This window comes from Magnetospirillum aberrantis SpK, from assembly GCF_011022235.1.
In the GTDB taxonomy this organism is placed as follows: Bacteria; Pseudomonadota; Alphaproteobacteria; order Rhodospirillales; family Magnetospirillaceae; genus Magnetospirillum; species Magnetospirillum aberrantis.
The window spans coordinates 147,110-171,208 of the sequence record NZ_JAAIYP010000038.1 but is presented as its reverse complement, the minus strand read 5'-3'; the positions used below and the strand labels follow the sequence as shown (position 1 = coordinate 171,208).

Genomic DNA, 24,099 nt, shown 5'->3' with positions numbered 1-24,099 from the left:
CGACGGTTCCGTTCCAAGCAAAAATCCCGGCGCGGGCAGGCCGCGCCGGGACAATATTAGACCGCTTTCAAATGAAATCCAGGCCCGAGGCTCAGGATTCCAAAGCCAGACGCAGGTCGTCCACCAGATCGTCGGCGTCTTCCAGCCCCACCGACAGACGCAACAGCCCCTCGGTGATGCCTTGCTCGGCTTTCTGCTCGGGGGTGAGGCGCTGGTGGGTGGTGGTCCAGGGGTGGCAGACCAGGCTCTTGGAATCGCCCAGATTGTTGGAGATGTCGATCACCTCGAGTCCGTCCAGCAGTTTGTATGCCGCGTCCTTGCCGCCCTTCATCTCGAAGGCGACGACGCCGCCGTACCCACACATCTGGCTTTTGGCCAAGGTGTGCTGGGGGTGGCTTTCCAGGCCGGGATAAAGGACGCGGGCCACCTCGGGGCGGCTTTCCAGGAAGCGCGCCACCGTAAACGCGTTGGCGGCGTGGCACTCGACCCGCAGGTCCAGCGTTTCCAATCCCTTGAGTAGCACCCATGCGTTGAACGGCGACAGTGCCGGCCCGGTGTGGCGCAGGTAAGGGCCCAAGACGTCGTTGCAGAACTCGGCCGAGCCCAAGACCGCGCCGCCCAGGCACCGGCCCTGACCGTCGATGTGCTTGGTGGCGGAATAGACCACCACGTCGGCGCCGAGCGACAGCGGCGCCTGGAAGATGGGGGTGGCGAACACGTTGTCCACCACCAGCCGGCCGCCGGCCTTGTGGGTCAGCTCGGCGACGCGGGCCAGATCGACGATTTCCAGCGTCGGGTTCGACGGTGTTTCCAGGAACACCACCTGGGTCGGACGCGACAGGGCGCGTTCCCATTGGGCGGTGTCGGTGCCGTCGATGAATTCGACCTCGATGCCGAAACGCGGCAGCAAGTCGCCGATGATCCAGGTGCACGACCCGAACAGCGCACGCGGCGCCACCACCCGGTCGCCGCTTTTCAACTGGCACACCAGGGCGGCGTGCACGGCGGCCATGCCCGAGGCGGTGGCGCGGCAGGCTTCGGCGCCTTCCAGCGCGGCCAGACGTTCCTCGAACACCGCGACGGTGGGATTCTTGAAACGGGAATAGACCATGCGGTCGCGGGTTCCGTCGAAGCTTTCCTCGGCTTCCTGGGCGCTGCCGTAGACATAGCCCGAGTTCATGAAGATGGCTTCGTTGGTCTCGGAAAATCCGGTGCGCGACAGGCCGGCGCGGACCTGACGGGTGCGCAGGCGCAGCGGGCGCTTGGTGGGTGTATTCTTGGTCATGGATCGGCCCCTTTCCTGGCAGACATGAAAATACCCCGACCGGGGCGGATCGGGGCCTGGAAAATGCCAAGCTCGGAACCTCTTTAGCGTTTATTTTAACGTGGCCGCAAGCCGGTCGGTCAAATCACCACGTTCGTCAGTCATAGCGTCAGGTCTGGCACGCCGTCAAGCGTGGTAAGACCATACGAAACGTGTGACTGTTTGGGGAAAAGCGGGGCAGGGGGCTTGAGGTATGACCAGAGGGCGGGGTATGTTGCATTGCAGCACGTCCTTACCCGAGAGGAACATCATGGACGCTTCCCTGAAGCCCTATCAGTTGGTCAAAACCCTGGATCTGACCGGCAAGAAGGGCCTGGTGGTCGGCATCGCCAACGACCAGAGCATCGCCTATGGCTGTGCCAAGCATTGCCGCGCCTATGGCGCCGAGTTGGCGGTCACCTATCTCAACGAGAAGGCCGAGAAGTGGGTGCGCCCGTTGGCCGAAGGGCTTGACGCGTCGCTGATCCTGCCGCTCGACGTCCAAAAGGACGGCGAGATGGAGGCGGTGTTCGCCGAGATCGAAAAGAGCTGGGGCAAGCTGGATTTCGTCATCCATTCCATCGCTTTCGCCAGCCGCGAGGATTTGCACGGCCGCGTGGTCGATTGCTCGCGCGACGGCTTCATGATGGCCATGGACGTGTCGTGTCATTCGTTCGTGCGCATGGCCCGTCTGGCCGAACCGCTGATGACCGATGGCGGCTGCATGATGACCGTGTCGTTCTATGGCGGTCGCAAGGTGGTCGAGCATTACAACGTCATGGGCCCGGTCAAGGCGGCGCTTGAGGCGACCACCAAGTACATGGCGGCGGAACTGGGGGAAAAGGGCATCCGTGTCGTGGCGTTGTCGCCCGGCCCGCTCAAGACCCGCGCCGCCTCGGGCATCGACCATTTCGACGAATTGATGGAAGCCGCCGCCGCCAAGGCGCCGACCCATCAATTGGCGACCATCGACGATTGCGGATCGTTCGCCGCCTATCTGGTCAGCGACCTGGCCCAATCGGTGACCGGCACCACGCTGTTCGTCGATGGCGGTTACCACATCGTCGGCTGACGCCGGTTTCGTGGGAAAGCACCAGGGCGCGGAGCGATCCGCGCCCTTTTTCTTGGGGGAACTGCCGCTGGGCGGAATACGCGGTGCCGTGCCTGGGTTTCATGGGCGCGCCGGGATGTTGTCGTGCCAAGCCACGCTTTGTCCGCGATAGAGGCGCAAATCGTGTTGCAGGCGGCCGAGGTGGCGGTCGCCGGCGACCGAGGCGGCTTTCAGTTCCGAGCGGCGGGTCGCTGTTTTTTCCCGCGTTTCCGCCGCCAGCCGCAGGAACAACCGGACACGCCCCGCCGTCGCGGCCATGGTGGCGGCCGGGTCGGCGGGGGGGATGGGGCCGTCATAACGGCGTTCCAACATGTCGCGGCGGGTGAAATCCATCCACCAATTAGAACAAAAAGCGAACTAGAAGTCCAGGGCCTACTGGCTGGCCCACAGGATGCGGGCGACCCAGGCAACTTCTTCAGTGGCCAAACTGCGGCCGGGATGGGCTGGGTTCAGCGACGCCAGCTCGATGCGCTTGGCGGTCTGTCGAACCAGTTGCTTGACCATCACTTCGCCTTCGAGGGTACGGACCACGACCCGGTCGCCGCGCCGGACCGAGGCGGAAGGCGAGACGATGACCCGGTCGCCGTCGCGGAACAGGGGCTCCATGCTGTCGCCTGAAACCTCGAGCGCATAGGCGTTGGGGTCGCCCACTTCCGGGAACGGGATCTCGTCCCACGAGCCGCCGACCGGATAGCCGGCGTCATCGAAATAGCCCCGGTCGCCCGCCTGGGCGAAACCGATCAGCGGCAGGTGATTGGCACCGTTCGCCCTGTGCTCTCCTTCGATGTGGTCCAACAGGTCGGACAGGCTGGCGCCGGTGGCGTCCAGCACCTTGGCGACGCTTTCGGTGGAGGGCCAGCGCGGCTTCCCCTCGCGGGTGATGCGTTTGCTCTTGTTGAAGGTGGTGGGGTCGAGCCCGGCTCGGCGCGCCAAGGCGGACGCGGTCAATCCGTGGTCACGGGCAAGGGCGTCGATGGCGGCCCAGATGTCGGCGTGCTTCAGCATGGGAAGATGGTCTCGCAATCTCCGGTTAAGGCCAACAGGAATATCAGCCTATAATCTTGACTCAAGGCCGCACTCTAGGCATCAATGTTCGATATATGTTCTTGTTTGGAGGGTGTCGCGATGGGTGTGGGGAAATTCGCTCCGCGTCCGCTGAGTGAGCGGCCGGCCGAGGTCTTCGCTTCGGCCGAGGAGGCTTGGCTATGGTTCTGCCGTTGCCAGATGGCCCGGATCGAGGGGGTGCGGTTTGTTGCCGACGCTGGCGATCGTGGGCGGCCTTGCGACCCTGATGACATTTTTCGGGCGGTTGATGGATTGCGTCGCAAGGGCGTTCTGGGGGCTCGGCACATTCAGGTTCTGGGGGGCTTCGGATGTCGTCTGACGCCGCCGGATCCCTGGAGTGGAGACAGTTCCACCGAGGCGGAGCTGTGGAGTCAGGGGCTGGAGCGCCTGGCTGAGGTGTTGCGTCGAAAGGGGATCGTGGCGTGAGCGCGGGGGATGTGGAAAGGGGGTGGCACCGGGCTTTGGTCGTGTTCTCCCATGCCACGGATCTATGGTGGCTGCGATTGTTGCGCCCTGGATTCAGGCATTGTTTCGTGGCGTTGGAAATGGCGTCCGGCTGGGTCGTCGTTGATCCCATGTCCCACTATACCTTCGTTGTACATTTTCCGCATAACAAGGAATTTGATCTTTTGTCGTGGTATCGGCAGCACGAAATGAAGGTCGTTGTTGTCAATAAATTTTCTCCTGAAAGGAGAGTTATGCCGCTAAGGCCTTACTCATGCGTCGAGTCCGTCAAGCGCATCCTGGGAATTCGCGCCGGATTCGTGCTGACGCCGTGGCAGCTGTATCGTCACTTGAACAAAAGAGGAACAAAAATGTTGACAGCGGTTGGTTTAGAGGTATAAAGTCATTTCATCAACACCGGAACTGCGTCTTGAGCCCGGCCAAGCTGAAAACTTGGCCGGGCTTCGCATTTTGGCGATGTGGAACAAATTCTTATAGCGGAGGCTCCCATGGGAGGTTTTTTCGGGGGTGGTTCGGCTCCCAGCTATACGCCACCGGTCATCTCGACCACCGATCCAGAGGCCGAGGCTCGTGAACAGCGTCAGGAAACCATGGCACGCAATCGCCGGGGCCGGGCCGGCATGGTGGCGACATCCGATCGCGGCGCTCTTGATCCGGTCGCGTCGGCGGCCAAGACGTTGTTGGGGGAATGACCATGACCAGCCATTCCCAAGGAACGGGCCTGCTGGGGCCTGACCGTGACCCGGCGCCGTTGCTGCGGCGTTATGCCAAGGCGCGTCAGCGCCGCTCGACATGGGAGGGACATTGGCAGGAATGCTATGATTTCGCCCTGCCGTTGCGCGATGCCGTGTTGTCCGCTCCCAATCCCGGTGAGAAAAAAGGGGATCGTCTGTTCGACGGAACGGCGCCTGACGCGGTCGACCAGTTGGCCGCCAGTCTGTTGTCCGAGTTGACGCCGCCGTGGGCGCAATGGTTCGGGCTGACCGCCGGCCCGGATCTTGACGATGGTGAGCGTGAGGCGGCGGCGGTCGTCCTGGAGCGGGTTGGCACGGTGCTGCAATCGCATTTCGACCGTTCCAACTTCGCCGTCGAAATGCACCAGTGCTATCTGGACGTGGTCACCGGCGGCACCGCCGCGTTGTTGTTCGAGGAAGCGCCGCCGGGTGAGGCCTCTGCTTTCCGCTTCACCGCCGTTCCCTTGGGGCAGGTGGTGCTTGAAGAAGGCGTGGACGGGCGGCTTGACACCACCTTTCGCCGTTCGGAACTGACCGTCTCCGGCCTGCGGACCCGCTTTCCCGGAGCGACGTTGCCGGAGGGTCTGGTCAAGCAGGCCGAGGACGATCCCGACCGCCGTTTCGCCCTGGTCGAGGCGGTGGTTCCGGCGACGGGGGGGCATTATTACCACTATGCCGCCGTGCTGGAGGATGAGGACGCGGACGAGGCGGTCCTGGCCGAAGGACGTTTCGAACAAAGCCCCTTCATCAATTTCCGCTGGCTCAAGGCGCCTGGGGAAACCTATGGCCGTTCACCGGTGATGAAGGCGCTGCCCGACATCAAGACCGTCAACAAGGTGGTCGAACTGGTGTTGAAGAACGCCACCATCGCGGTGACCGGCATCTGGCAGGCCGACGACGACGGCGTCCTTAATCCGGCCAACATCAAGCTGGTGCCTGGAACCATCATTCCCAAGGCGGTGGGCTCGGCCGGGTTACAGCCGCTCGAGGCACCGGGGCGCTTCGACATCTCGCAACTGGTGCTGGACGATTTGCGCGGGCGTATCCGCCACGCGCTGCTGGCCGACAAGTTGGGCCAGCCCGACGCGCCGCAGATGACCGCGACCGAGGTGTTGGAACGTTCGGCCGAGATGGCGCGATTGTTGGGGGCCACCTATGGCCGGCTGCAATGCGAGTTGCTGACGCCGTTGATCTTGCGGGCCGTGGCCATCCTGCGTCGCCGTGGCGAGATCCCCGAATTGCTGGTCGATGGCCACACCGTGGATCTGTCTTATCGTTCGCCTTTGGCGCAGACCCAGGCACGCCGCGACGCCATGAACATGCTGACATGGCTGTCGTCGCTGTCGCAGGTGGGCGGCACCGCCGCCCAGGCGGTGGACGCCGGTGCCGCAGCCCGGTGGCTGGCCAGGGTGTTCAACGTGCCGGCCGAATTGATGGTGCCCGCGCAACCGGCCGCACCGCAGACGGCGGGAGGTGGCGATGGCCTCTGAACCCGGTTGGGACTGGTTCGAACCCACGGACGAGGTGGACGACGGTCGCCGTCTTGGTCTGGCCCGTATTTTCGCCCGCATGTTCCGTGGCGCCGATGGCGAGGCCGCTTTGGCCTATCTCACGCAACTGACCACCGAACGCTGTCTGGGGCCGGACGCCTCGGACGCGGCGCTTCGCTGCCTGGAAGGTCAGCGCCAACTGGTGCTGCATCTGCAAACCCTGATTCGCACCGGCCGTCAGGGCGGCCCTATCGTCTAGGAGATTTTGATGCTGTACGAAGATTCCCTTGATCCCGGCGAATCCGAGCTGGACGCGCCGGCCATCCCGGAAAAGTTCCGTGACCCGCGCAGCGGTGGCTTGCGGACCGACGCCTTGCTGTCGGCCTATCTGGAACTGGAACGGCGCATGCACGCCATGGTCAAGGTTCCCGGCCCGGAATGCTCGGACGAAGAACGCTGCGCGTTCCATCGTGCCCTGGGCGTCCCCGACAGCCCCGATGGCTACAAGATCGCCACCCGGCACGAATTGCTGACCCCGGATGCCGAGGTCAACCGTCGTCTGCATGCCGGCGGTTTTACCCCGGATCAAGCGCAACTGGTCTATGACCTGGCCCATGATTGCGTGTTGCCCATGCTGGCGCGTCTGAACCAGGATTTCGACCAGCGCCGTCATCTTGACCGTCTCAAGGACCATTACGGCGGCGACGCGCGCTGGTCGGAAACCGCGCGCCAGGTGTCCGCCTGGGGACGTGCCAACCTGCCCGACGAGGTCTATCAGGCCTTGGCCTGTTCTCCCGAAGGGGTGATCGCCATGGAACGGATGATGGCTTCGGGCGAGCCGGCCATGGGCCGGGCTCCGGTGCCCAAGGACGACACCCCGGATGAAGCCGAGCTGAAGCGCATGCTCCAGGACCCGCGTTATTGGAAAAAGCGCGATCCGGCCTTCATCGACAAGGTGTCGGCGGGCTTTCGCCGCCTGTCGGGGGAATAGGGCGTCCCTGCTCCCCGGCGGGGCTCAGCGGCGCAGGTCGTTCAGGTTCTCGACGCCCAATCGGCGCAAGGCTTCGGTCTTTTCCAGCGCGCGACGGACCGAGTCCGAAGCCTCGTCGATCATCTTGCGCAGATCGTCCACGTAACGGCGCATGGTGTCGGACACCGTGCGGAACTCCTTTTCGTGGACGCCGGCGGCGGCGGCCTCGATGGCGATGTTGGTGGCGATCGAGTCCGACTGGCTCACCACCTCCTCGACGCCGTGGGCGCGCCGCGACAAATCCTCGACGTTGGTGGACAAGGTGTCGAGCTTGTCCACCAGCGCCTTCATGCACTCGGCGAAAGCCGGGCTGTCGCTGCCCGATTGTTCTTCGATGGAGCGCAGGCGCTTGAGGTCGTCCTCGATCTGGGTGGACAGGGTATCGGTGCGCCCCCGCTGCTGGTTCATCTCGCCGCGGATCTGGGCCAGGCGGTTGACCAGTTCGCGGGTGTATTGGGTCAGGGCGCGAACCGCCCGTCCCTTGTCGCCGGCACGGCCGGCCGCAAGCTCGGCGTTGAGCGACAGGATTCGCAGGTTTTCCGCCAACTCGTCCAATTCGCCGAAGGCATGGAAGGCGCGGCGGCAATCGGAAAGCAACGCGCTCGCGCGGCTCTCGATGCGCTCGGTGCGCAGGGTGGCGCCGGTGGTGCGAGTGGCTTGCACAGTTTCGGTCATGATGCTCCGTAAATCCCTTGCCGCCCCAGGATTTTCCCCTTCGGGGCAAGATCATAACCATTTTCCCCGCAGGCGACAGCGGGAATTTTCATGACGTTCGGCGCTCCGGTCCGTCAGGGCCGTCGAGCGCTCGCCTCCTCTTCCCGCGCCGTCTGTGCGCAGGAAGAGGAGGCCGCGCGTTTTCCCTTTTCTCTTTTCCCTCTGCCGGAGAACCGGAGGCCCGGCCCGGCGGATGGCGCGCACGCGACGCGGCGGCCCTTTGGGGCCAGAACCGCCTTTCGTGCGGTTCCCTCGAACACGATCAAAGGAAATCGATCATGTCCACGTCCGTTATCAACGGCTATTCCAAGGATTATGGCGCCCAGGTGCATGCCGCCTATCAGCGCCAGGGCTCCAAACTGCGCAACGTGGTGCGTGCGCGCAGCAACGTTACCGGCGCCATCGCCGTGTTCCAGAAGGTCGGCAAGGGTGCCGCCAGCACCAAGGCCCGCCACGGCAAGGTGCCGGTGATGAATGTCGATCACCAGACCGTCGAATGCCAGCTTTACGACTATTACGCCGGCGACTGGCTGGACAAGCTGGACGAATTGAAGATCGAGCACGACGAACGTGCCGTCCTGGTCAACGCCGGCGCCTACGCGCTTGGCCGCAAGACCGACGAGTTGATCATCGCCGAACTGGACAAGTCCACCAACCACGCCCTCGACGCCACCACCGGCCTGACCAAGGAGAAGGTTCTGGCGGCATTCGAGATGCTGGGCGAGGCCGACGTCCCCGACGACGGCGAACGGACCGCCGTGGTGGGGTGGAAACAGTGGTCCGACCTGTTGCAGATCCCGGAATTCGCCGATTCCGACTATGTCGGTTCCGACGAACTGCCGTGGAAGGGCACCCAGGCCAAGCACTGGCTGGGAACGCTGTGGATGCCCCATTCCGGGCTTTCCAAATCGGGCAACGTGCGTCGCTGCTTCTGGTTCCACAAGACCGCCATCGGCCACGCCATCGGCTCGGAAGTGAAGTCCGAGATCACCTATCACGGCGACCGTGCCGCCTGGTTCATCAACAACATGATGAGCCAGGGCGCGGTGCTGGTCGACCCCGCCGGCATCGTCAGCCTGCGTTGCCTGGAATCGTAAGGAGGTTTTCCGTCATGGCCTATTTGTCCAAGGACCTGTCGGTGCTGGCTTATGCCAACGGCTTCACGCTGTGGCATTACGTCACCGCCGACGCCGCCGATGTCGTCGACGCGGCGGGGTATTTCAACGCCGCCGCCGACATGCTGCGGGTTGGCGACATCATCGTCGCCAACATCGACACCGGCTCGACCCCCAAGGCCGGCCTGTTCCTGGTGTCCCAGGCGGCGTCGGGCGTGGTCGACGTCAACGACATGACCCAGATCGGCACGACCGACAACCGTTGACAATTCGCTGACCTGACCACACGGGCCGGCTTCCTTGGGAAGGCCGGCCCGTGTGCTTTTGCAAAGGAGATTCCGCCATGGCGTTGTCGGCCATCGCTCTTTGTTCGCGCGCGCTGCTGAAGATCGGAGCCGCCACCATCGCCTCGTTCGAGGAGGGCTCGGCCGAGGCCGAGGTGGCGGCCAACCTTTATCCGTCCATCCGCGACGCGCTTTTGTCGGCCCATCCGTGGAACTTCGCCACCGGCCAGATTTCCTTGCCGCAGCTGGTGACGGCGCCGGTGGCCGATTACGCCTACGCCTACCAATTGCCGGCGGATTTCCTGAGGGCGCTGTCGGCGGGCATCGGCGGCCGCGGTTTCGGCGTGTCCTATCGCATTGCCGAGAACCGGCTGCACGCCGACGTCGACAATCTGGTGCTGACCTATGTGTTCCGGCCCGAGGAAGTGTCGTTCCCGCCTTTCTTCGACCAGTCCCTGATCGCGCGTCTGGCCGCCGAGTTCTGTATTCCGCTGACCGAAAGCACCACGCGGGCCGAGATGCTGTTCAGGCTGGCCGAGGACGAGTTCCGCCGTGCCAAACTGGCCGACGGGCAGCAGGACACGCCCCAGGCCCTCACCGACTTTCCGTTGGTCGAGGTGCGGTCATGAACATGACCTTGACCAAGACCAACTTCACCGCCGGCGAACTCAGTCTCGACATGCTGGGGCGGGGTGACCTCACCGCCTATGCCAATGGCGCCATGCGGCTGCGCAACGTCACCATCGCCCCGGTCGGCGGGGTGTCGCGCCGGCCCGGCTTGCGCTTCGTCGCCACCGCCCGTGGACCGGGACGCCTGATCGCCTTCGAGTTCAACACCGAACAAACCTATCTGCTGGTGCTGAGCGACGGCCATGTGGACGTCTATGCCGACGGCACCTTGATGGCCGATTTCGATGCGCCGTGGAGCACCGATCAAATCCAGCAACTGCGCTGGAGCCAGACCGCCGATACGTTGTTGCTGGTCCATCCCGATGTCGCCCCGCGCAAGATCACCCGCACGTCGCACACCAAGTGGACCATCACCGAGTGGAGCTTCTACGGCAAGGATGGGGTGATCTACCAGCCCACCCACAAATTCGCCGACGACGCGGTGACGATGCAGCCATCGGGCACGTCGGGCACGGTGACCTTGACGGCTTCGGCCGAGGTGTTCCAGACGGGACATGTGGGTTTGCGGTTTCGCCTTCAGCAAAAGGAAGTGGAGATCACCGCAATCGCTTCGTCCACCCAGGCCACCGCGCTGGTCAAGCAGACCCTGGTGGACACCACCGCCAACACCGATTGGGAGGAACAGGCGTTTTCCGCCCTGCGCGGGTGGCCGGTGTCGGTGTGTTTCCATCAGGATCGGCTGGTCATCGGCGGTTCGCGCGACCTTCCAAACCGGCTGTGGATGTCGAAATCGTCGGATCTGTTCAATTTCGACCTGGGCGAGGCCCTGGATGACGAAGCCATCGAATTCGCCTTGTTGTCCGACCAGGTCAACGCTATTCGGGCGGTGTTCTCGGGGCGTCATCTTCAGGTGTTCACCTCGGGGGCGGAATGGATGGTGTCGGGGGATCCGTTGACGCCGTCCAATATCCAGTTGACGCGGCAGACCCGCGTCGGCTCGCCGGTGGACCGTCAGGTGCCGCCGCGCGACGTGGACGGCGCCACGCTTTACGTGTCACGCGGTGGCCGCGACCTGCGCGAGTTCCTGTTCGCCGATGTGGAGCAGGCCTATCAGTCCACCGACCTTGCCATGTTGGCCAAGCACCTGATGGTGGCGCCGGTGGACCAGGATTACGATTCCGGCCGGCGGCTGTTCCATGTGGTGATGGCCGATGGCAGCTTGGCGACGGTCACCGTCTACCGTTCGGAAAAGGTCACGGCCTGGGCCGGACACACCACTCTTGGCGCCTTTTGCTCGGTGGCGGTGGTCGAAGGCGAGGTCTATGTGCTGGTGGAACGCGCGGGCGGCGTGATGGTCGAGTGTTTCGACGACACGCTGTCCTTGGATTGCGCCATGACCGGTACCGCACAGGAAGCCAAGGCGACCTGGAGCGGCCTTGACCACCTGGAAGGCCAGAGCGTGCGCATCCTGGCCGATGGCGGCGCCATCGAGGACGCGGTGGTGGCGAACGGTGCCGTCACCTTGTCCGAACCGGCGAAGACCGTTCAGGTCGGGTTGTCCTATGCCCACGAGATCGAACCCCTGCCGCCGGTGGTGCAAAGCGCCAGCGGTGCCGGGCCGGGGGCGGTGATGCGTCTGGTGCGCGCCCATTTCCGTCTGCTCGACACTCAGGCGCTGCATCTCGACACCGGCAAGGGTTTGACGGCAATCCCCTTCCGGCGGTTCGGCCGCCACGCCTTCGACGCGGCGCCGCCGCTGTTTTCCGGCGACGTGCAGGTCCGCGCCATCGGCTGGCGCCGCGACGCCATGCAGCCGCTGTGGCGTGTCGCCCAGGACGTGCCCTTGCCTTGTACCGTGCTGGCCGTCGCCACCGAAATGAAGGTGGCCAACTGAGGGTTGGAACATAAAATGAACGAACACATCCATATCAACGCGGTGGTGCCGAACGTCCATTACGTGGCCGACGGCGTCCAGACCGCTTTCGTCTATCCCTTCGCGGTGCTCAGATCCGCCGACCTTCAGGTGTGGCAGGACGGAACCCTGGTGTCGGGTGGTTTCACCGTGTCGGGGGCGGGTATTTCCGGGGGCGGAAGCGTGCTGTTTGCCATTCCGCCAGCCGCCGGCACCCGGATTACCTTACGCCGCCACATGGTGCTGGAGCGTGTCAGCGACTTTCAGGCGGACGGCATCATCCGCGCCAAGACGTTGAACGACGAACTAGACTACCAGGTGGCGGCGGTACAGCAGGTGGCCGAGGGGGTGTCGCGGTGTCTGCAACGACCCTTCACCAGTTCCAGCACGGCCGACCTGACGCTGCCGGAACCGCTTGCCGGGCGGGGGTTGAAATGGAATGCCGACGGATCGGGGGTGACGAATACCTCCTTTGACCCGGACGTGTTGGGCGGAGCCATGCAATCGGCGGTGTCGGCGCAACATTCGGCCGCCGCCAACGCCGCCGCCGCCGCCGAGGCTGCCGCCGCCGCGCAAACCTATGCCCTGGCCGCGCAATCGGCGGCGGTGTCGAATCTTTACGCCGTGGTCGTCGATGTCGTCGCCGATCGCCACCTGACCGAAGGCGATAACGGCACCATGTTCCGTGTCGATGCCAGTGCCGGGCCGGTGGTGTTGACCTTGCCGTCCGCCCTGTCCCTGGTGGCCGACTGGCGTGTCGGCATCGTCCGCCTGGATGCAGGAAACAACGCCGTCACCGTAAGTGTGATGGAGGGCAGCGGTGACGATATCGAGGGCAAGGAAACATTGGCGGTCGTCCAGCAATTCGACACGGCCACTTTGTTCGCCAATGCCGGCGTCACCGGTTGGACGGCCATCGTCAATCCCGACGACCAGACCCTGGCGCGGCTGAACGCGCCCCAAACCTGGAGCGCGGCACAGGGGTATGCCTTTGCCCCGCTGGCCTATGCCGCTTCCATCACCTGGGACGTGCGCGCCATGCCGGCGGCGGCGCTGATCATGACCGGCAACCCGGAAATCACTGTCGCCAACATCGAGGACGGCCGCGTCTATCAACTGCGCCTGACCCATTCGGGGGCGGCACGGGTGCCGACCTTTGGCGCGGCTTTCGCCTGGGGCGACGACGGTTCGCCCGCTCTAAGTTCCACCGTCGGCAAGACCGACTATCTGGTTTTTGTCGGCTACGGCTCCACCGCGCTGCATTTCATGGGCGCGAAGACGGGGTATTGATCATGCTGAACCACGCGCTTTTGGGTGTCGCGGTCGGCGGCGGATGCCAAATGGAAAACTCCCTGTTGTTCCGGGGGGCGCAGTATCTGACCCGCACGCCGGCTTCGGCTGGAGCAATCAAGTCCGCGACATTCAACGTCTGGCTCCGCCTTTCCGACATCGCCACTGCTCAATGTCTGTTCTTCGCGGGAACTGACATAAACAATCGTGAATACGCTTATTTCGAGGGAAGTTCAGGGGGGTACACGCTGACCTGGGGATGTTTCGCCACCGGAGTTCGGCAGTGGTGGTGGCATGGGGCTGCGAAATTCCGCGATCCCACGGGGTTCGTCATGCTGACCTTTGTCCGAGACCTGGACAATGTTTCGGCCGCTGGCCGGCTTCGCGTCTATTTGAACGGACAACTGCTGACGGCGGACAGCGGCACGACAGTCTATCCCGAAACCACGGTCAGCCGGTGGTGGGGGGCAGCAACGCCACATGCTGTCGGATGTCAGACCTTCAACAGCGTGTGGTATTTCAGAGGTATCCTGTCGGAGCCCGCGTTCGTGGATGGGGCCGCATTGTCCCCGGATGTCTTCGGCCAAATCGATCCGGTCACCGGGTCATGGCGGCCGAAGCGGGTTTCCGGCGTCGATTTCGGCACCAATGGTTTCTATCTCGGCAGGCCGTGGAATACCGATGGCCTGGGTGCCGACGCTTCCGGCCGGGGCAACGACTGGACGCCGGTTGGCTTTGCCGCATCCGACGTGGTGGGCGACAGCCCGACTAACGTGTTCGCCACGCTGAACGCTCTCACGCCGCAATCCATCGGGACGGATTATGCCTGTTACGGCAACGGCAACACCGCGCTGACCAACACGTCGGCGGCGGGCTATGCGGTGACGCTTGGGACCATCGCTTTTCCGAATTCTGGGAAATGGGCGTTTAGGGTGGACAAACCGCCGACAGGGGCGCCGGGCGCCGGGTTCGCCGGAACCTATTGGTTCGCAGGCATCGTCAAACTGTCTCTGGCCGGTCGCCGCGCCGGTGTTGACGGGCTCATCTGGGGCGGCGGGCAGGCCGCATATTGTGGCGTGTCGGACAACGGATGTGTCTGTAATTTCGGCGCAGGGCTGACAAATCAAGCCGTCACGTCAGGCGCGGTCACCTTTGAATTCCTGTTCGACTTCGATGGCAATACAGTCACGGTCAAACGGGACGGTACGAATTATTACAGCGGGGCGATAACAAACCCCGGTGAATTCGCCATCCCGTTTATTTATGCCTACGATACGGGCACGACGACGGCGCGGTTTGGAGGTTTCGCCCCCAGCGTTGCCGGCTACAAAAACATCTGCACCGCCAACCTTGCGGCCACCACGGGTGCGACCAGCGGCACCTTCATCGGCAATGTCAACGCCGATGGCCCGTGCGTCTTTACCGGCGCGGTGCCCGAGACCCTGAGCGTCAACGGCAATGCGGTGATCTGGGGCACCCACGCCGACAGGCTGGCGACCGGGTTCAAGATCAGGACCGCCAGTTTGGCCTACAACGCCAGCGGTGCCAATTCCTGGGCCGCCACCTACGACAAGAAACCGACGGTCGGGCCCAAGGGCCGGGCGCCGGCCAACGCCCAAAGCAACTGACGCACCATGTCCGACGAACTGGAGATCCTGCGGCGGCGTCTGGAACGGGACCTGCCCGCCAGCATCCATGCCGCCCTGACCGCCTATGCCCGGTTCACCGCCGACGAACCGCCGGCCGATGCCAAGGGTTTCGCCGCCTGGCACGCGGCGGCCAAGGCGGCGCTGGGACATGTGGAGTCCTCGGTCAAGCTGTTGCGCTGGGCCGGAGGAGAGGCCGAAACGGCCGCGACCACCGACGACGGGCTGGCGGCGCTGCTGTCCCAGGCCCGCGACGCCATCGAGCGATTGGAGGAGACGGAAGAACCCTGACCGGTCTTCGTTTCCTTCGACCACCGACCCGCCGCTTTGTCGGCGGGTCTTTCCTTGTCTGCCCCGCCGCTTTGTCGGCGGGTCTTTTTTTTGTCTGCACGAAAGGACAAACCATGACCTGCATGATCAACCATACCGCCACCGGAACCCAGGTGGCCTTTCCCTTCCCCTTCGCCATTCCGGCCGTCAGCGCGCTGGAGGTTCGGGTCAACGATTCGGTGCGCGAGGTGGGCTTCCGCGTCAATTGCGCCGGCAGCGCCGATGGCGGCGTTGTGGTGTTCGACAGCGCCCCGGCTTCCGGCGCCGTGGTGTCGCTGCGCTATCTGGGCGGCGTGACCATCGGTGTCGCCGACGCCGTCGCCGGCCATCTGGCCGACAAGCTGGTGGCGGGCGCCAACATCACCTTGGAGACCGTCACCGAGGACGGCGGTGTCCAGCGTCTGCGCATCACGGGCGGTGAGATGGCGGGTTCGCTGGAAAAGTCCGCCAACCTGTCCGACCTGGCCGATGTCGCCACGGCGCGGACCAACTTGGGCGTCTATTCCAAGACCGAGGTGGACGCCCTGGACCAGGCGGTGCGCAGCGCCGCCCTGCTCAAGACCGGCAACCTTTCCGGCCTGTCGGACGTGGATGCGGCGCGGGCCAATCTGGGCGTGAACTCCACCAGCCAGACCACCGCCGCCATCGCCAGCGCCGTCGCCACCTTGTCGGGCGAGGTTCTGCACAAGGACCAGAACCTGTCCGACGTCGCCAACAAGGCGACCGCGCGTGGTCACCTTGAGGTGAACTCCTCCGCCGAGACCACCGCCGCTATCGCCAGCGCCGTCGCCACCTTGTCGGGCGAGGTGCTGCACAAGGATCAGAACCTGTCCGACCTGTCCAGCGTTGCGGCGGCGCGAAGCAATCTGGGCCTGTCCGACGTCGCCTATCTGAACGTCGCCCAGGACTGGAGCAAGCCGCAGCGCTCCCAGGCCGTGCTGACCGCTACCGTGGGCGGTTCGGTGGACCTGGATTTCGCCCAGTACCAGAACTTCGACCTGACGCTTGACGCCGCCGTCACCTTCGCCAACCCGACCCTGACCGCCGCCATCGTCGGCCAGAAAGGCACCATCGGCATCGTCCCGGCCGGCTTCGCCATCACCGAGATGGGCAGCATGTGGAAACGCGTGGGCGAGACCGGCGCGCCGGGCGAGATCACCGGGATCGGCCGCATCGACTATCACATCCGGGCCCTCGACCGCGTCGAGTACGCCTATAACGACGTGGAGGCGTAACAATATGCTCAGCGACACCATGATGCTGGGAGGCGGCCGCAAGGCCGCCTATCCCATCGACAATTCCCTGTTGTTCCGGGGATCGCAATACCTGACTCGCACGCCGGCCGTGGAGGGAAATCGCAAGACGTTTACGTTCAACTGCTGGTTCAGACGCTCTGCCCTTAGTGTTCGTCAGAGGTTGTTGTTTGTCGGCGGTGCCGGCGATGACAGCGGCCTGTTCAGCCTTGAGGTTCTGAATGACAAAATTCAGGTCTCTGGTGGGGTTTCGTCGTGGAGAGTCACCACGTCTGTACTCAGGGACGTTACGGCTTGGTACCACGTCGTGTTGGCGGTGGACACTAGGTCTCAGATTGTGGACCTGTACATCAATGGGGAGCGCGTGACGGCGTTTGAGACGAGCAATGACATTCCGGTGGATCTACTCACCGCAGTGAACAGTTCTAATGTCATTCATTATCTCGGGCGCACTGACAGCACGACGACTGGTGGTGGATCTCTCAATTTCCTTCAGGGTTACATGGCCGAACCGATCCTGGTCGACGGTTCCGCGCTTGACCCAAGCTACTTCGGACAGATCGACCCGGTCACCGGATCGTGGCGGCCGAAGGCGGTTTCCGGCGTCGATTTCGGCACCAACGGCTTTTACCTCGGCAAGCCGTGGGACGCGGCCAACCTGGGCATGGATTCCAGCGGCAATCCCGTGTCGTATGCTTCCATGCAAGCCGGGACGACGAACAGTACGTACCTCGGGCTTACGAACGATGGGCTTACCCTAAATTATGCGGATGCTGGCTCAGCTGGTGGAACCCGCACTGCTCTAGGGATGGTCGGAGGAAAGTATTATTGGGAACTTGCTATTTCCTCTGCCTTAAGCCTTGACGGAATTGTTTCCGGCATCTGTACGGCTGAATTTGATTTCAGCAACTATGTCGGATACACCGCTGGCGGTTGGGGCTGGGCCGCCGGGCAGGCGAGGAAGTACCACAGCGGTTCGTATTCGGCTTTCGGTTCTGCCGGCGCTGTCGGGGGCACGATCATGTTTGCCTACGATGCGTCTGCCGGAAAGTTGTGGTTTGGTTATAACGGAACCTGGATGGGAGTGTCTTCACAATCCGATCCTGCCAATGGACTGAATCCAGCTTATTCTGGCATTGTCGGATCGGTCTATCCGGCCACAAGCTGCCAGCCTTTCGCAGGATCGTTGACCTATAATTTTGGTGCGACGGAATTTGCGTATACACCGCCTGCCGGCTTCAATGGTCTTACAGACTCGTGGCAAGCATCTGGCTTCGCGGCTTCCGACGTGATGGGCGACAGCCCGACCAATGTGTATGCGACGCTGAATCCGTTGGATCAAAATCCCTCCATCAACGTCTTGACGCTCTCTGATGGCAATCTGCGTTGCACTTGGACGAATGATGATTGGGCGGTTGCGAGTATCTGGGTCACCGCTGGTAAGTGGTATTGGGAATGGTCGTGTGTCAGCCGTCCATCGTATTCGCAAATGCCGGGTATCACCAATCGCTTATCCAGCATTGGCCGTCCCGTTTGGTCGTATAACGGCTTCAATGGAGAGATTTTCAATGGGTCCTCTTATCTGGGGGTCTCTTACGGGACATGGGGAGCCGGCGACATCATCGGCATGGCCCTGGATATGGATGCAGGCACGCTTTCTTGGTACAAGAACGGTGTTCTCAGCACCGCAATTTCAGGTTTGAGCGGGGCATATGCTCCATCCGTCGATGGTAATGACGGCGTGGCAGATTTGAATTTCGGCCAGCGTCCTTTCGCCTTCACCCCGCCCGATGGCTTCCAATCTCTTTGTACCGCCAACCTTCCGGCCACCACCGGCCAGACCGGTGGCACCTTCACCGGCAACGCCAATGCCGATGGTCCGTGCGTCTTCACCGGGGCGGTGCCCGAGACCTTGAGCGTCAACGGCAATGCGGTAATCTGGGGCACCCACGCCGACAAGCTGGCGACCGGGTTCAAGATCAGGACCGCCAGTTCGGCCTACAACGTCAGCGGCGACAACACCTGGGTCGCCACCTACGACAGGAAGCCGACGGTCGGGCCCAAGAATCGGGCGCCGGCCAACGCCCAGGGCAATCCGTAACCCGCTCCGTTTCCTTCCGCCCCGCCTTTGGTTCCAAAGGCGGGGCGTTTTCTTTTCACATCCGCCACAGGAGGTTGCCATGCCTGCTCCCCCTGGGGAGGACGGCGCATGAACGCCGTCGATTTTCCAGAATTCATCTGGGTGTGGAATGCGCGTCTGGGTCAGACCACACCGCGCCACCACCTGCGCATGGCCCGCTGGCTGGCCCGCCATTGGCGCGGGCATCGGCGCGAGATGCTGTTGATGGCGTTTCGCTCGTCGGGCAAGTCCACCATCGTCGGGCTGTTCTGCGCCTGGGTGCTGGTGGGCGATCCCGACTTGCGCATCATGGTGCTGGCCGCCGATTTCGCCCTGGCGAAAAAGATGGTGCGCAACGTCAAACGCATCATCGAACGCCATCCCCTGACCCAAGGGCTGAAGCCCAAACGTCGCGAGCATTGGGCCAGCGACCAGTTCACCGTCAACCGCCCTGGCGAGCTGCGCGACCCGTCCATGGTCGCCAAGGGCATCGGGGCCAACATCACCGGGTCGCGGGCCGAGATCATCATCTGCGACGACGTCGAGGTTCCCAACACCTGCGACACCGCGCCCAAGCGGGCCGACCTGCGCCAACGGCTGGCCGAGATCGACTATGTGCTGGTGCCGGGCGGGGCCCAGCTTTACGTCGGCACGCCCCATTCCTATTACACCATCTACGCCGCCGAACCGCGCCTTGAGAGCGGCGAGGCGCAACCCTTTCTGGCCGGGTTCGAGCGGCTGGAAATCCCGTTGCTCGACACCGCCGGCCACAGCGCCTGGCCCGAACGCTTCCCGCCGGAAAAGGTGGCGGCCATCCGGCGCCGCACCGGCCCCAACAAGTTCGACAGCCAGATGCTGTTGAAACCGGTGAACGTCGCCGACGGCCGGCTCGATCCCGACCGGCTGCGGCTTTACGACGCCGAGCTTTGTTACGCCGAAGGCAACGGCCAGCCGGTGCTGTCGCTGGACGGCAAACGGTTGGTGTCGGCGTCGTGCTGGTGGGCCCCGGCCTACGGCGCGCCGGGCAAGGGCGACGCCTCGGTGGTGGCGGCGGTGTTCACCGACGCCGAGGGCGGCTATTGGCTGCACCGGGTGCGATATCTGGAGCACGACCCCGATTGGGGCGAGGTGGACGAGGCTACCCAATTGTGCCGGCAGGTGGTGACCTTTGCCCGCGAGATGCATCTGCCGGCGGTGACGCTGGAAAGCAACGGGCTGGGCCGTTTCCTGCCCGGTCTGTTGCGGCGTGAGATGACGGCCGCCGGTCTGCCCTGCGCGGTGGTCGAGATTCATTCCAGCCGGGCCAAGGACCAACGCATCGTCGATGCCTTCGACGCCGTGCTGGCGGCGGGAGTGCTGCATGCCCACCGCACGGTGTGGGCGACGCCGTTCGTCGCCGAGATGCGCGAATGGCGGCCCGGCGGGCGTGGGCGCGACGACGGACTGGACGCCGTCGCCGGCTGTCTGGCGTCGCAGCCGGTGCGCCTTGGCCGTGCTGGCGGCGTCTTGGGCGAACGCCGCGACTGGCGGCCGGGGGGCGCGGGCTTGCTGGCACAAACCGATTTCGAGATATAGGAGCAGGAACCATGGAAAATCTGGGACTTAATCTGGCCTGGTGGGTGTCGGCGGTGGAACTGCCGGCGCTTGGCGGGCTGTTCGTGTTGATCTGGCGGGCGCGGACCGAGGCCGATTCCCGCCTGGACGAAGTGGACCACAAGGTCGAGGCGGCCGGCAGCCAGATGCGCGAGGCGTTGGCCGCCTACAAGCTGGAGGTGGCCAAGACCTATGCCACCACCGGCACGTTGCGCGAGGTCGAACGCCGCCTGACCGAACATCTGGTGCGGATCGAAGCCAAGTTGGACGCCGTCGGCGCGGGCGGGCGGGCATGACCGCGCCGATCCTGATCGTCGATGTCGATCCCGACAGCGAAAGCCAGACCGCCCCGGCCAAGCCGGGCTCGGCCGTGGACGTGCTGGCCCGCACCTTGTGGGGCGAGGCGCGGGGCGAGTCCGTGCGCGGCATCGAGGCGGTGGCCGCAGTGGTGATGAACCGGGTGGCCAAGGGCGGCTGGTGGGGGAACAGCGTGGAAACGGTGTGCCGCAAGAAGTGGCAGTTCTCGTGCTGGAACGCCGATGACCCCAACCGCGCCAAACTGGAACGGGTGACCGAGGCCGACCGGGTCTTTCGCGTCTGTCTGCGGGTGGCGCGCCGGGCGGTGGGCGGCGGCCTCGACGATCCCACGCGGGGGGCCACCCATTACCACGTGCGCGGCCTGATGCCCGATTGGGCCAAGGGGCGCGACCCCTCGGCCGAGATCGGCAGCCATCTGTTCTACAACGACGTGGAGTAAGGACGATGTCTCTTTTGTCCACCTTGCTGGGGGCTGGCGGCGACAGCGTCGCCAAACCCATCGAGGCCTTGGGCAACGTGTTCGACAAGCTGTTCACCAGCGACGACGAACGCTTGCAGGCCCAGGCTGTTCTGGAAAAACTGAAACAGCACCAAGACGAGTTGCAGGTCGAGCTGAACAAGATCGAGGCCGCGTCGTCGTCGGTGTTCGTCGCCGGCTGGCGTCCGGCCATCGGCTGGGTGTGCGCGGCCTCGCTGGCGGTCTACTACATTCCGCGTTTCGTGGTCGGCACCACGCTTTGGGTGCAGGCCGCCTGGGGGCAACAGACCCTGCCGCCCATGCCGGAAATGGGCATCGGCGACATTCTGGGGCTGGTCGGCTCGTTGCTCGGCATGAGCTGGCTGCGCACCAGCGAGAAACGGGCAGGGGTGGCGCGTTAAGGAATTCCCGCCAGCACCTTGTCCAATGCCGCCTTCATCGTCGTGACCGGGGTGGTGAAGTCGTCGGGGGTGGGTTGGCGGAACAGGCGGACGGAGGGATACCACGCGCAGGTGTCGCCTTCGTCCAACCAGCGCCAGTCGGAAACGTAACGCAGCAAGATCCAGGTCGGCCGCCCCAGGGCGGCGGCAAGATGGGCCGGGCCGCTGTCGATGGTGACCACCATGTCCAGTTCGGTCATGGCCGCGGCGGTGTCGGCGAAATTGCGAAGCCGGGGCGCCAGATTGCGCACCAGACGGTCGGCGCCGACCGTACCAAGGTCGGCGGCCCGCTCGCCCATCTGAAGGCTCCACCAGGTGACGCGCGGATCCTCCATCAACGGCAACAGCTCCTCCAACGGCCACGAACGGTCGCGCGGCGTGGTCTTGCCCGCCCACACCAGACCGACGTTCAACCGCGTGCCGGGCGGTCGTCCCAAGGGGGATGCCAGCTTGCGCGGCGCGGTCAGATAGGATCGGGGAGCCGGCAACGTCTCCCATGTCACCCCCAACAACCATGCCAGACTCATCATCGGCGCCCACATGTCATGGGCGGGCAGGGGAGCGTTCTTTTCCACCATCCGCGCCACGCCGGGAATGGCGGCGAACAATTCCATCAGTTCCGGTTGGCATTCCACCACCAGTTCGGCGCTCTGGCGTGCCACCAGCGGCAGGAAGCGGGCGAATTGCAAGGCGTCGCCGAAACCTTGTTCGGCGGTGATCAGCACGCGCTTGCCGGCGGTCGCCGCCCCCGGTTGCCAGCGCTCGCCGGGCAGGTCGCGCGCTTGCAGCCGGGGCAGACGCCAGCGGGCCTCGTAGCCGGCGAAACCCCGGACGTAGTCCTTGAGGTAAAGATCGGTCAGCGCCAGATCCCAGATCATCTCGGCGTTGGCGGGATTGGCCTGGCACAACGCCGCCAGCCGTTGCCGGGCTTCGCTCTGGCGGCGGCGGTCGCGGATCACCAGAGCCAGGTTGTAGGCGAAGGACTGGTCCTCGGGCCGGGCGGCGACGGCCCGCGACAGGTGTTCCTCGGCTTCGGCCAGCCGGCCCAGGGCACGCAGGGCGTTGCCCAGGTTGGAATGCAGCGCGGGATCGTCGGGGGTCAGCGCCAATGCACGGCGATAGCTGGCCAACGCGGCCTCGACCCGGCCCATCTTCCGCAAGGCGACGCCCAGGTTGGAATGGGCCTGGGCCATGTCCGGCGCCAGCAATGCCGCATGGGCGAAAGCGGTGGCCGCCGTTTCGATCTTGCCGGCGCTCCAGGCGTGCCCGCCCTCGGCCAAGGCGCGGGTCGCCTCGTCATGAGCTCGTGTGGCTTGGGCCGGGCGGGCGGTTCGGGCCGGTCGGTTGGTGTGAGAATGCGGTGCGCGTCGTTTCATGCTCTCCCCCTGATGGGGGAGTGTTTCCTGCACGGAATCGTCACGCAAGCATGAAGTTGCGGGGATTGTTCCGGGGCTTGTCCTGGGCTAGTCTTTGTCAGGTCCGAGACCAGCACCCCGGGGGAACCGAGAGATGAGTGCGGAGCAGGAAAAAATTAAGGATGTCGCGTATCGCCTGTGGCTGGACGCCGGAAGTCCCGACGGCCGCGACCAGGAATTCTGGTTCGCCGCCGAGGCGCAGGTGAAAGTGCCGGCCAAGCCCAAGGCGGAACCGAAGCCGAAGGCCGCGGCCAAGCCCAAGGCTGAGCCGAAGCCCAAGGCGGCCCCCAAGGCCAAGGCGCCGGCCAAGCCGAAGGCGGCGCCCAAGGCCTGAGCCAACATCGTGTAAAACCCTGGAGCACATTGCGTGTTCCGGGGTTTTCGGTGTTTTCAGAGCCAGCCCTTGCGCTTGAACAGCCAATAGGGCACCAGTGCCGCCACCAGCATCAGCAACAGCGCGGCCGGATAGCCCCAGGGATGGTCCAGTTCCGGCATGTGGCGGAAGTTCATGCCATAGATGCTGGCGACCAGGGTCGGCGGCATCAACAGCACCGCCATCACCGAGAACAGCTTGATGATGTGGTTTTGCTGGATGTTGATCATGCCCAAAGTGGCATCCAGCAGGAATGCCACCTTGTTGGCCAGGAAAGTGGCGTATTCGGCCAGCGATTGCAGATCACGGCCCACCGTCTTGATCCGCACCTTGCCGTCGCTCAGGCCCAGACGTTCGTCCGGCAGGAAGACGACCATGCGGCGCAGGCCCATGATGGTGTCGTGGGCCTTGGACTGAAGGTCGCCGCCGCGTCCGATGGTGCGCAGCATGACTTCAAGGTCGCGGGAACTGGACCGGCGCCGTGGACGGTTCGGATGGTGGAAAATGCGGTGCGAGATGGCGTCCTGTTCCGCCGCGATGCGTTCCAGCACGTCGGCCAGTCGGTCGACCAGCGCCTCAACCAGCGACAACAGCACTTCGCCGGCTTTGGAAACGGGCGGATGCGGGCGCTCCAGTCGTTCCAGATAGGCGGCGACCGCCTGGGGGGTGCCGTAGCGCACGGTGATCAGCCGCTCGCCGGCCAGGATGAAGGTCAAGGCTACGTTCTGCGGGTTGAGGCCCGACGAATCGGTCAGCACCGGCACGGTCATCGCCAGATGGTCGCCGTGACGCGACAGCCGGCTCGACGCCTCGATCTCCTGCATTTCCTCGCGGGTGGGGACGTCGGTGCCGACCAGACTTTCGACGGCGTCTTCCTCCTCGGGGGTGGGCGACAACAGGTCGATCCACACCGCGTCGGGGACAAGAATCTCCGGGCCGCCCCGCGACAGGCGCCCATCGGCGGAATACACGCTGATCATGGCGCGGATGG

The 24,099-nt window shown here is 64.3% G+C and carries 26 protein-coding genes and 1 riboswitch; of the genes, 20 read left to right on the top strand and 6 right to left on the bottom strand.

All coding sequences use genetic code 11. The features are described 5' to 3' along the window. Window positions 1-91: 91 nt before the first annotated feature. A complete protein-coding gene (metZ, locus tag G4223_RS11890) occupies window positions 92-1,285 on the bottom strand; it encodes an O-succinylhomoserine sulfhydrylase (RefSeq protein ID WP_163679720.1) in 1,194 nt (397 codons plus the stop codon). A gap of 62 nt (window positions 1,286-1,347) precedes the next feature. Further along, window positions 1,348-1,426: riboswitch (SAM riboswitch) on the bottom strand. A 148-nt stretch (window positions 1,427-1,574) separates the two neighbouring features. Here metZ and fabI point away from each other — a divergent pair. After that, a complete protein-coding gene (gene fabI / locus G4223_RS11885) occupies window positions 1,575-2,375 on the top strand; it encodes an enoyl-ACP reductase FabI (RefSeq protein WP_163679718.1) in 801 nt (266 codons plus the stop codon). A 99-nt stretch (window positions 2,376-2,474) separates the two neighbouring features. Here fabI and G4223_RS11880 read toward each other — a convergent pair whose 3' ends face one another. Together G4223_RS11880 and G4223_RS11875 are read right to left on the bottom strand one after the other, a co-directional pair. Continuing rightward, on the bottom strand, window positions 2,475-2,747 hold the full coding sequence (locus G4223_RS11880; RefSeq protein WP_163679713.1) for a hypothetical protein: 273 nt from the start codon (window positions 2,745-2,747) through the stop codon (window positions 2,475-2,477). A 39-nt stretch (window positions 2,748-2,786) separates the two neighbouring features. Beyond that, entirely contained in the window at window positions 2,787-3,419 is a 633-nt protein-coding gene (locus tag G4223_RS11875) for a S24 family peptidase (protein ID WP_163679711.1), read from the bottom strand. Between the two features lie 482 nt (window positions 3,420-3,901). Here G4223_RS11875 and G4223_RS11870 point away from each other — a divergent pair, with 482 nt between their 5' ends. From G4223_RS11870 to G4223_RS11850, 5 genes are all read left to right on the top strand, one after another. Then, window positions 3,902-4,324, top strand: a complete 423-nt coding sequence (locus tag G4223_RS11870; protein WP_163679708.1) for a hypothetical protein — start codon at window positions 3,902-3,904, stop codon at window positions 4,322-4,324. Between the two features lie 108 nt (window positions 4,325-4,432). Next, on the top strand, window positions 4,433-4,636 hold the full coding sequence (locus G4223_RS11865) for a hypothetical protein (protein WP_163679706.1): 204 nt from the start codon (window positions 4,433-4,435) through the stop codon (window positions 4,634-4,636). Window positions 4,637-4,638: 2 nt separating this feature from the next. Next, window positions 4,639-6,168 carry a portal protein gene (locus G4223_RS11860; protein WP_241004083.1) on the top strand — a complete coding sequence of 510 codons (1,530 nt, stop codon included), beginning with the start codon at window positions 4,639-4,641 and terminating at the stop codon, window positions 6,166-6,168. Next, entirely contained in the window at window positions 6,158-6,427 is a 270-nt protein-coding gene (locus G4223_RS11855) for a Bbp19 family protein (protein WP_205762489.1), read from the top strand. Before G4223_RS11860 ends, G4223_RS11855 begins: the two co-directional genes overlap by 11 nt. Window positions 6,428-6,436: 9 nt before the next feature. Further along, the gene (locus G4223_RS11850; protein WP_163679700.1) at window positions 6,437-7,159 is read left to right on the top strand and encodes a capsid assembly protein; all 723 of its coding nucleotides are present in this window, start codon (window positions 6,437-6,439) and stop codon (window positions 7,157-7,159) included. A 24-nt stretch (window positions 7,160-7,183) separates the two neighbouring features. Here G4223_RS11850 and G4223_RS11845 read toward each other — a convergent pair whose 3' ends face one another. Continuing rightward, window positions 7,184-7,873: a chemotaxis protein gene (locus G4223_RS11845; RefSeq protein WP_163679697.1), complete on the bottom strand. Its 690-nt coding sequence runs from the start codon at window positions 7,871-7,873 to the stop codon at window positions 7,184-7,186. Window positions 7,874-8,190: 317 nt separating this feature from the next. On the opposite strand from G4223_RS11845, the gene G4223_RS11840 reads away from it, so the two are divergent. The 13 genes from G4223_RS11840 (at window position 8,191) to G4223_RS11780 (ending at window position 21,281) form a co-directional block, all read left to right on the top strand. Continuing rightward, on the top strand, window positions 8,191-9,009 hold the full coding sequence (locus G4223_RS11840; protein ID WP_163679694.1) for a phage capsid protein: 819 nt from the start codon (window positions 8,191-8,193) through the stop codon (window positions 9,007-9,009). 14 nt (window positions 9,010-9,023) lie between these two features. Further along, a complete protein-coding gene (locus tag G4223_RS11835; RefSeq protein ID WP_163679690.1) occupies window positions 9,024-9,293 on the top strand; it encodes a hypothetical protein in 270 nt (89 codons plus the stop codon). Between the two features lie 77 nt (window positions 9,294-9,370). Continuing rightward, window positions 9,371-9,940 carry a phage connector family protein gene (locus G4223_RS11830; protein WP_163679687.1) on the top strand — a complete coding sequence of 190 codons (570 nt, stop codon included), beginning with the start codon at window positions 9,371-9,373 and terminating at the stop codon, window positions 9,938-9,940. Further along, window positions 9,937-11,835 (top strand): phage tail protein, encoded by a 1,899-nt coding sequence (locus tag G4223_RS11825; protein WP_163679684.1) that lies wholly within the window; start codon window positions 9,937-9,939, stop codon window positions 11,833-11,835. The genes G4223_RS11830 and G4223_RS11825 overlap by 4 nt, the downstream gene beginning before the upstream one ends. Before the next feature lie 15 nt (window positions 11,836-11,850). Continuing rightward, window positions 11,851-13,143, top strand: coding sequence for a hypothetical protein (locus G4223_RS11820; RefSeq protein WP_163679680.1), 1,293 nt, complete (start codon window positions 11,851-11,853; stop codon window positions 13,141-13,143). Window positions 13,144-13,145: 2 nt separating this feature from the next. Next, complete coding sequence (locus G4223_RS11815) at window positions 13,146-14,771, top strand: LamG-like jellyroll fold domain-containing protein (RefSeq protein WP_163679677.1); 1,626 nt, start codon at window positions 13,146-13,148, stop codon at window positions 14,769-14,771. A gap of 6 nt (window positions 14,772-14,777) precedes the next feature. Next, complete coding sequence (locus G4223_RS11810) at window positions 14,778-15,080, top strand: hypothetical protein (RefSeq protein WP_163679674.1); 303 nt, start codon at window positions 14,778-14,780, stop codon at window positions 15,078-15,080. A gap of 113 nt (window positions 15,081-15,193) precedes the next feature. After that, a complete protein-coding gene (locus G4223_RS11805; protein ID WP_163679670.1) occupies window positions 15,194-16,354 on the top strand; it encodes a hypothetical protein in 1,161 nt (386 codons plus the stop codon). Window positions 16,355-16,358: 4 nt separating this feature from the next. After that, complete coding sequence (locus G4223_RS11800) at window positions 16,359-18,473, top strand: SPRY domain-containing protein (protein ID WP_163679668.1); 2,115 nt, start codon at window positions 16,359-16,361, stop codon at window positions 18,471-18,473. Window positions 18,474-18,581: 108 nt separating this feature from the next. Next, complete coding sequence (gene terL / locus G4223_RS11795) at window positions 18,582-20,066, top strand: phage terminase large subunit (RefSeq protein ID WP_163679664.1); 1,485 nt, start codon at window positions 18,582-18,584, stop codon at window positions 20,064-20,066. Window positions 20,067-20,077: 11 nt separating this feature from the next. Then, the gene (locus G4223_RS11790; protein WP_163679662.1) at window positions 20,078-20,380 is read left to right on the top strand and encodes a hypothetical protein; all 303 of its coding nucleotides are present in this window, start codon (window positions 20,078-20,080) and stop codon (window positions 20,378-20,380) included. Then, on the top strand, window positions 20,377-20,841 hold the full coding sequence (locus G4223_RS11785; RefSeq protein WP_163679658.1) for a cell wall hydrolase: 465 nt from the start codon (window positions 20,377-20,379) through the stop codon (window positions 20,839-20,841). The genes G4223_RS11790 and G4223_RS11785 overlap by 4 nt, the downstream gene beginning before the upstream one ends. A gap of 5 nt (window positions 20,842-20,846) precedes the next feature. Then, the gene (locus tag G4223_RS11780) at window positions 20,847-21,281 is read left to right on the top strand and encodes a 3TM-type holin (protein WP_163679655.1); all 435 of its coding nucleotides are present in this window, start codon (window positions 20,847-20,849) and stop codon (window positions 21,279-21,281) included. Here G4223_RS11780 and G4223_RS11775 read toward each other — a convergent pair. Further along, the gene (locus G4223_RS11775; protein ID WP_163679652.1) at window positions 21,278-22,696 is read right to left on the bottom strand and encodes a tetratricopeptide repeat protein; all 1,419 of its coding nucleotides are present in this window, start codon (window positions 22,694-22,696) and stop codon (window positions 21,278-21,280) included. The two genes, G4223_RS11780 and G4223_RS11775, sit on opposite strands and share 4 nt — an antisense overlap. 133 nt (window positions 22,697-22,829) lie before the next feature. Between G4223_RS11775 and G4223_RS11770 the strand changes: the two genes are divergently transcribed. Continuing rightward, window positions 22,830-23,069 carry a DUF2934 domain-containing protein gene (locus tag G4223_RS11770; protein WP_163679650.1) on the top strand — a complete coding sequence of 80 codons (240 nt, stop codon included), beginning with the start codon at window positions 22,830-22,832 and terminating at the stop codon, window positions 23,067-23,069. 56 nt (window positions 23,070-23,125) lie between these two features. On the opposite strand, the gene G4223_RS11765 is transcribed toward G4223_RS11770, so the two are convergent. After that, window positions 23,126-24,088, bottom strand: a complete 963-nt coding sequence (locus tag G4223_RS11765; RefSeq protein WP_163679647.1) for a magnesium transporter CorA family protein — start codon at window positions 24,086-24,088, stop codon at window positions 23,126-23,128. Window positions 24,089-24,099: the final 11 nt, after the last annotated feature.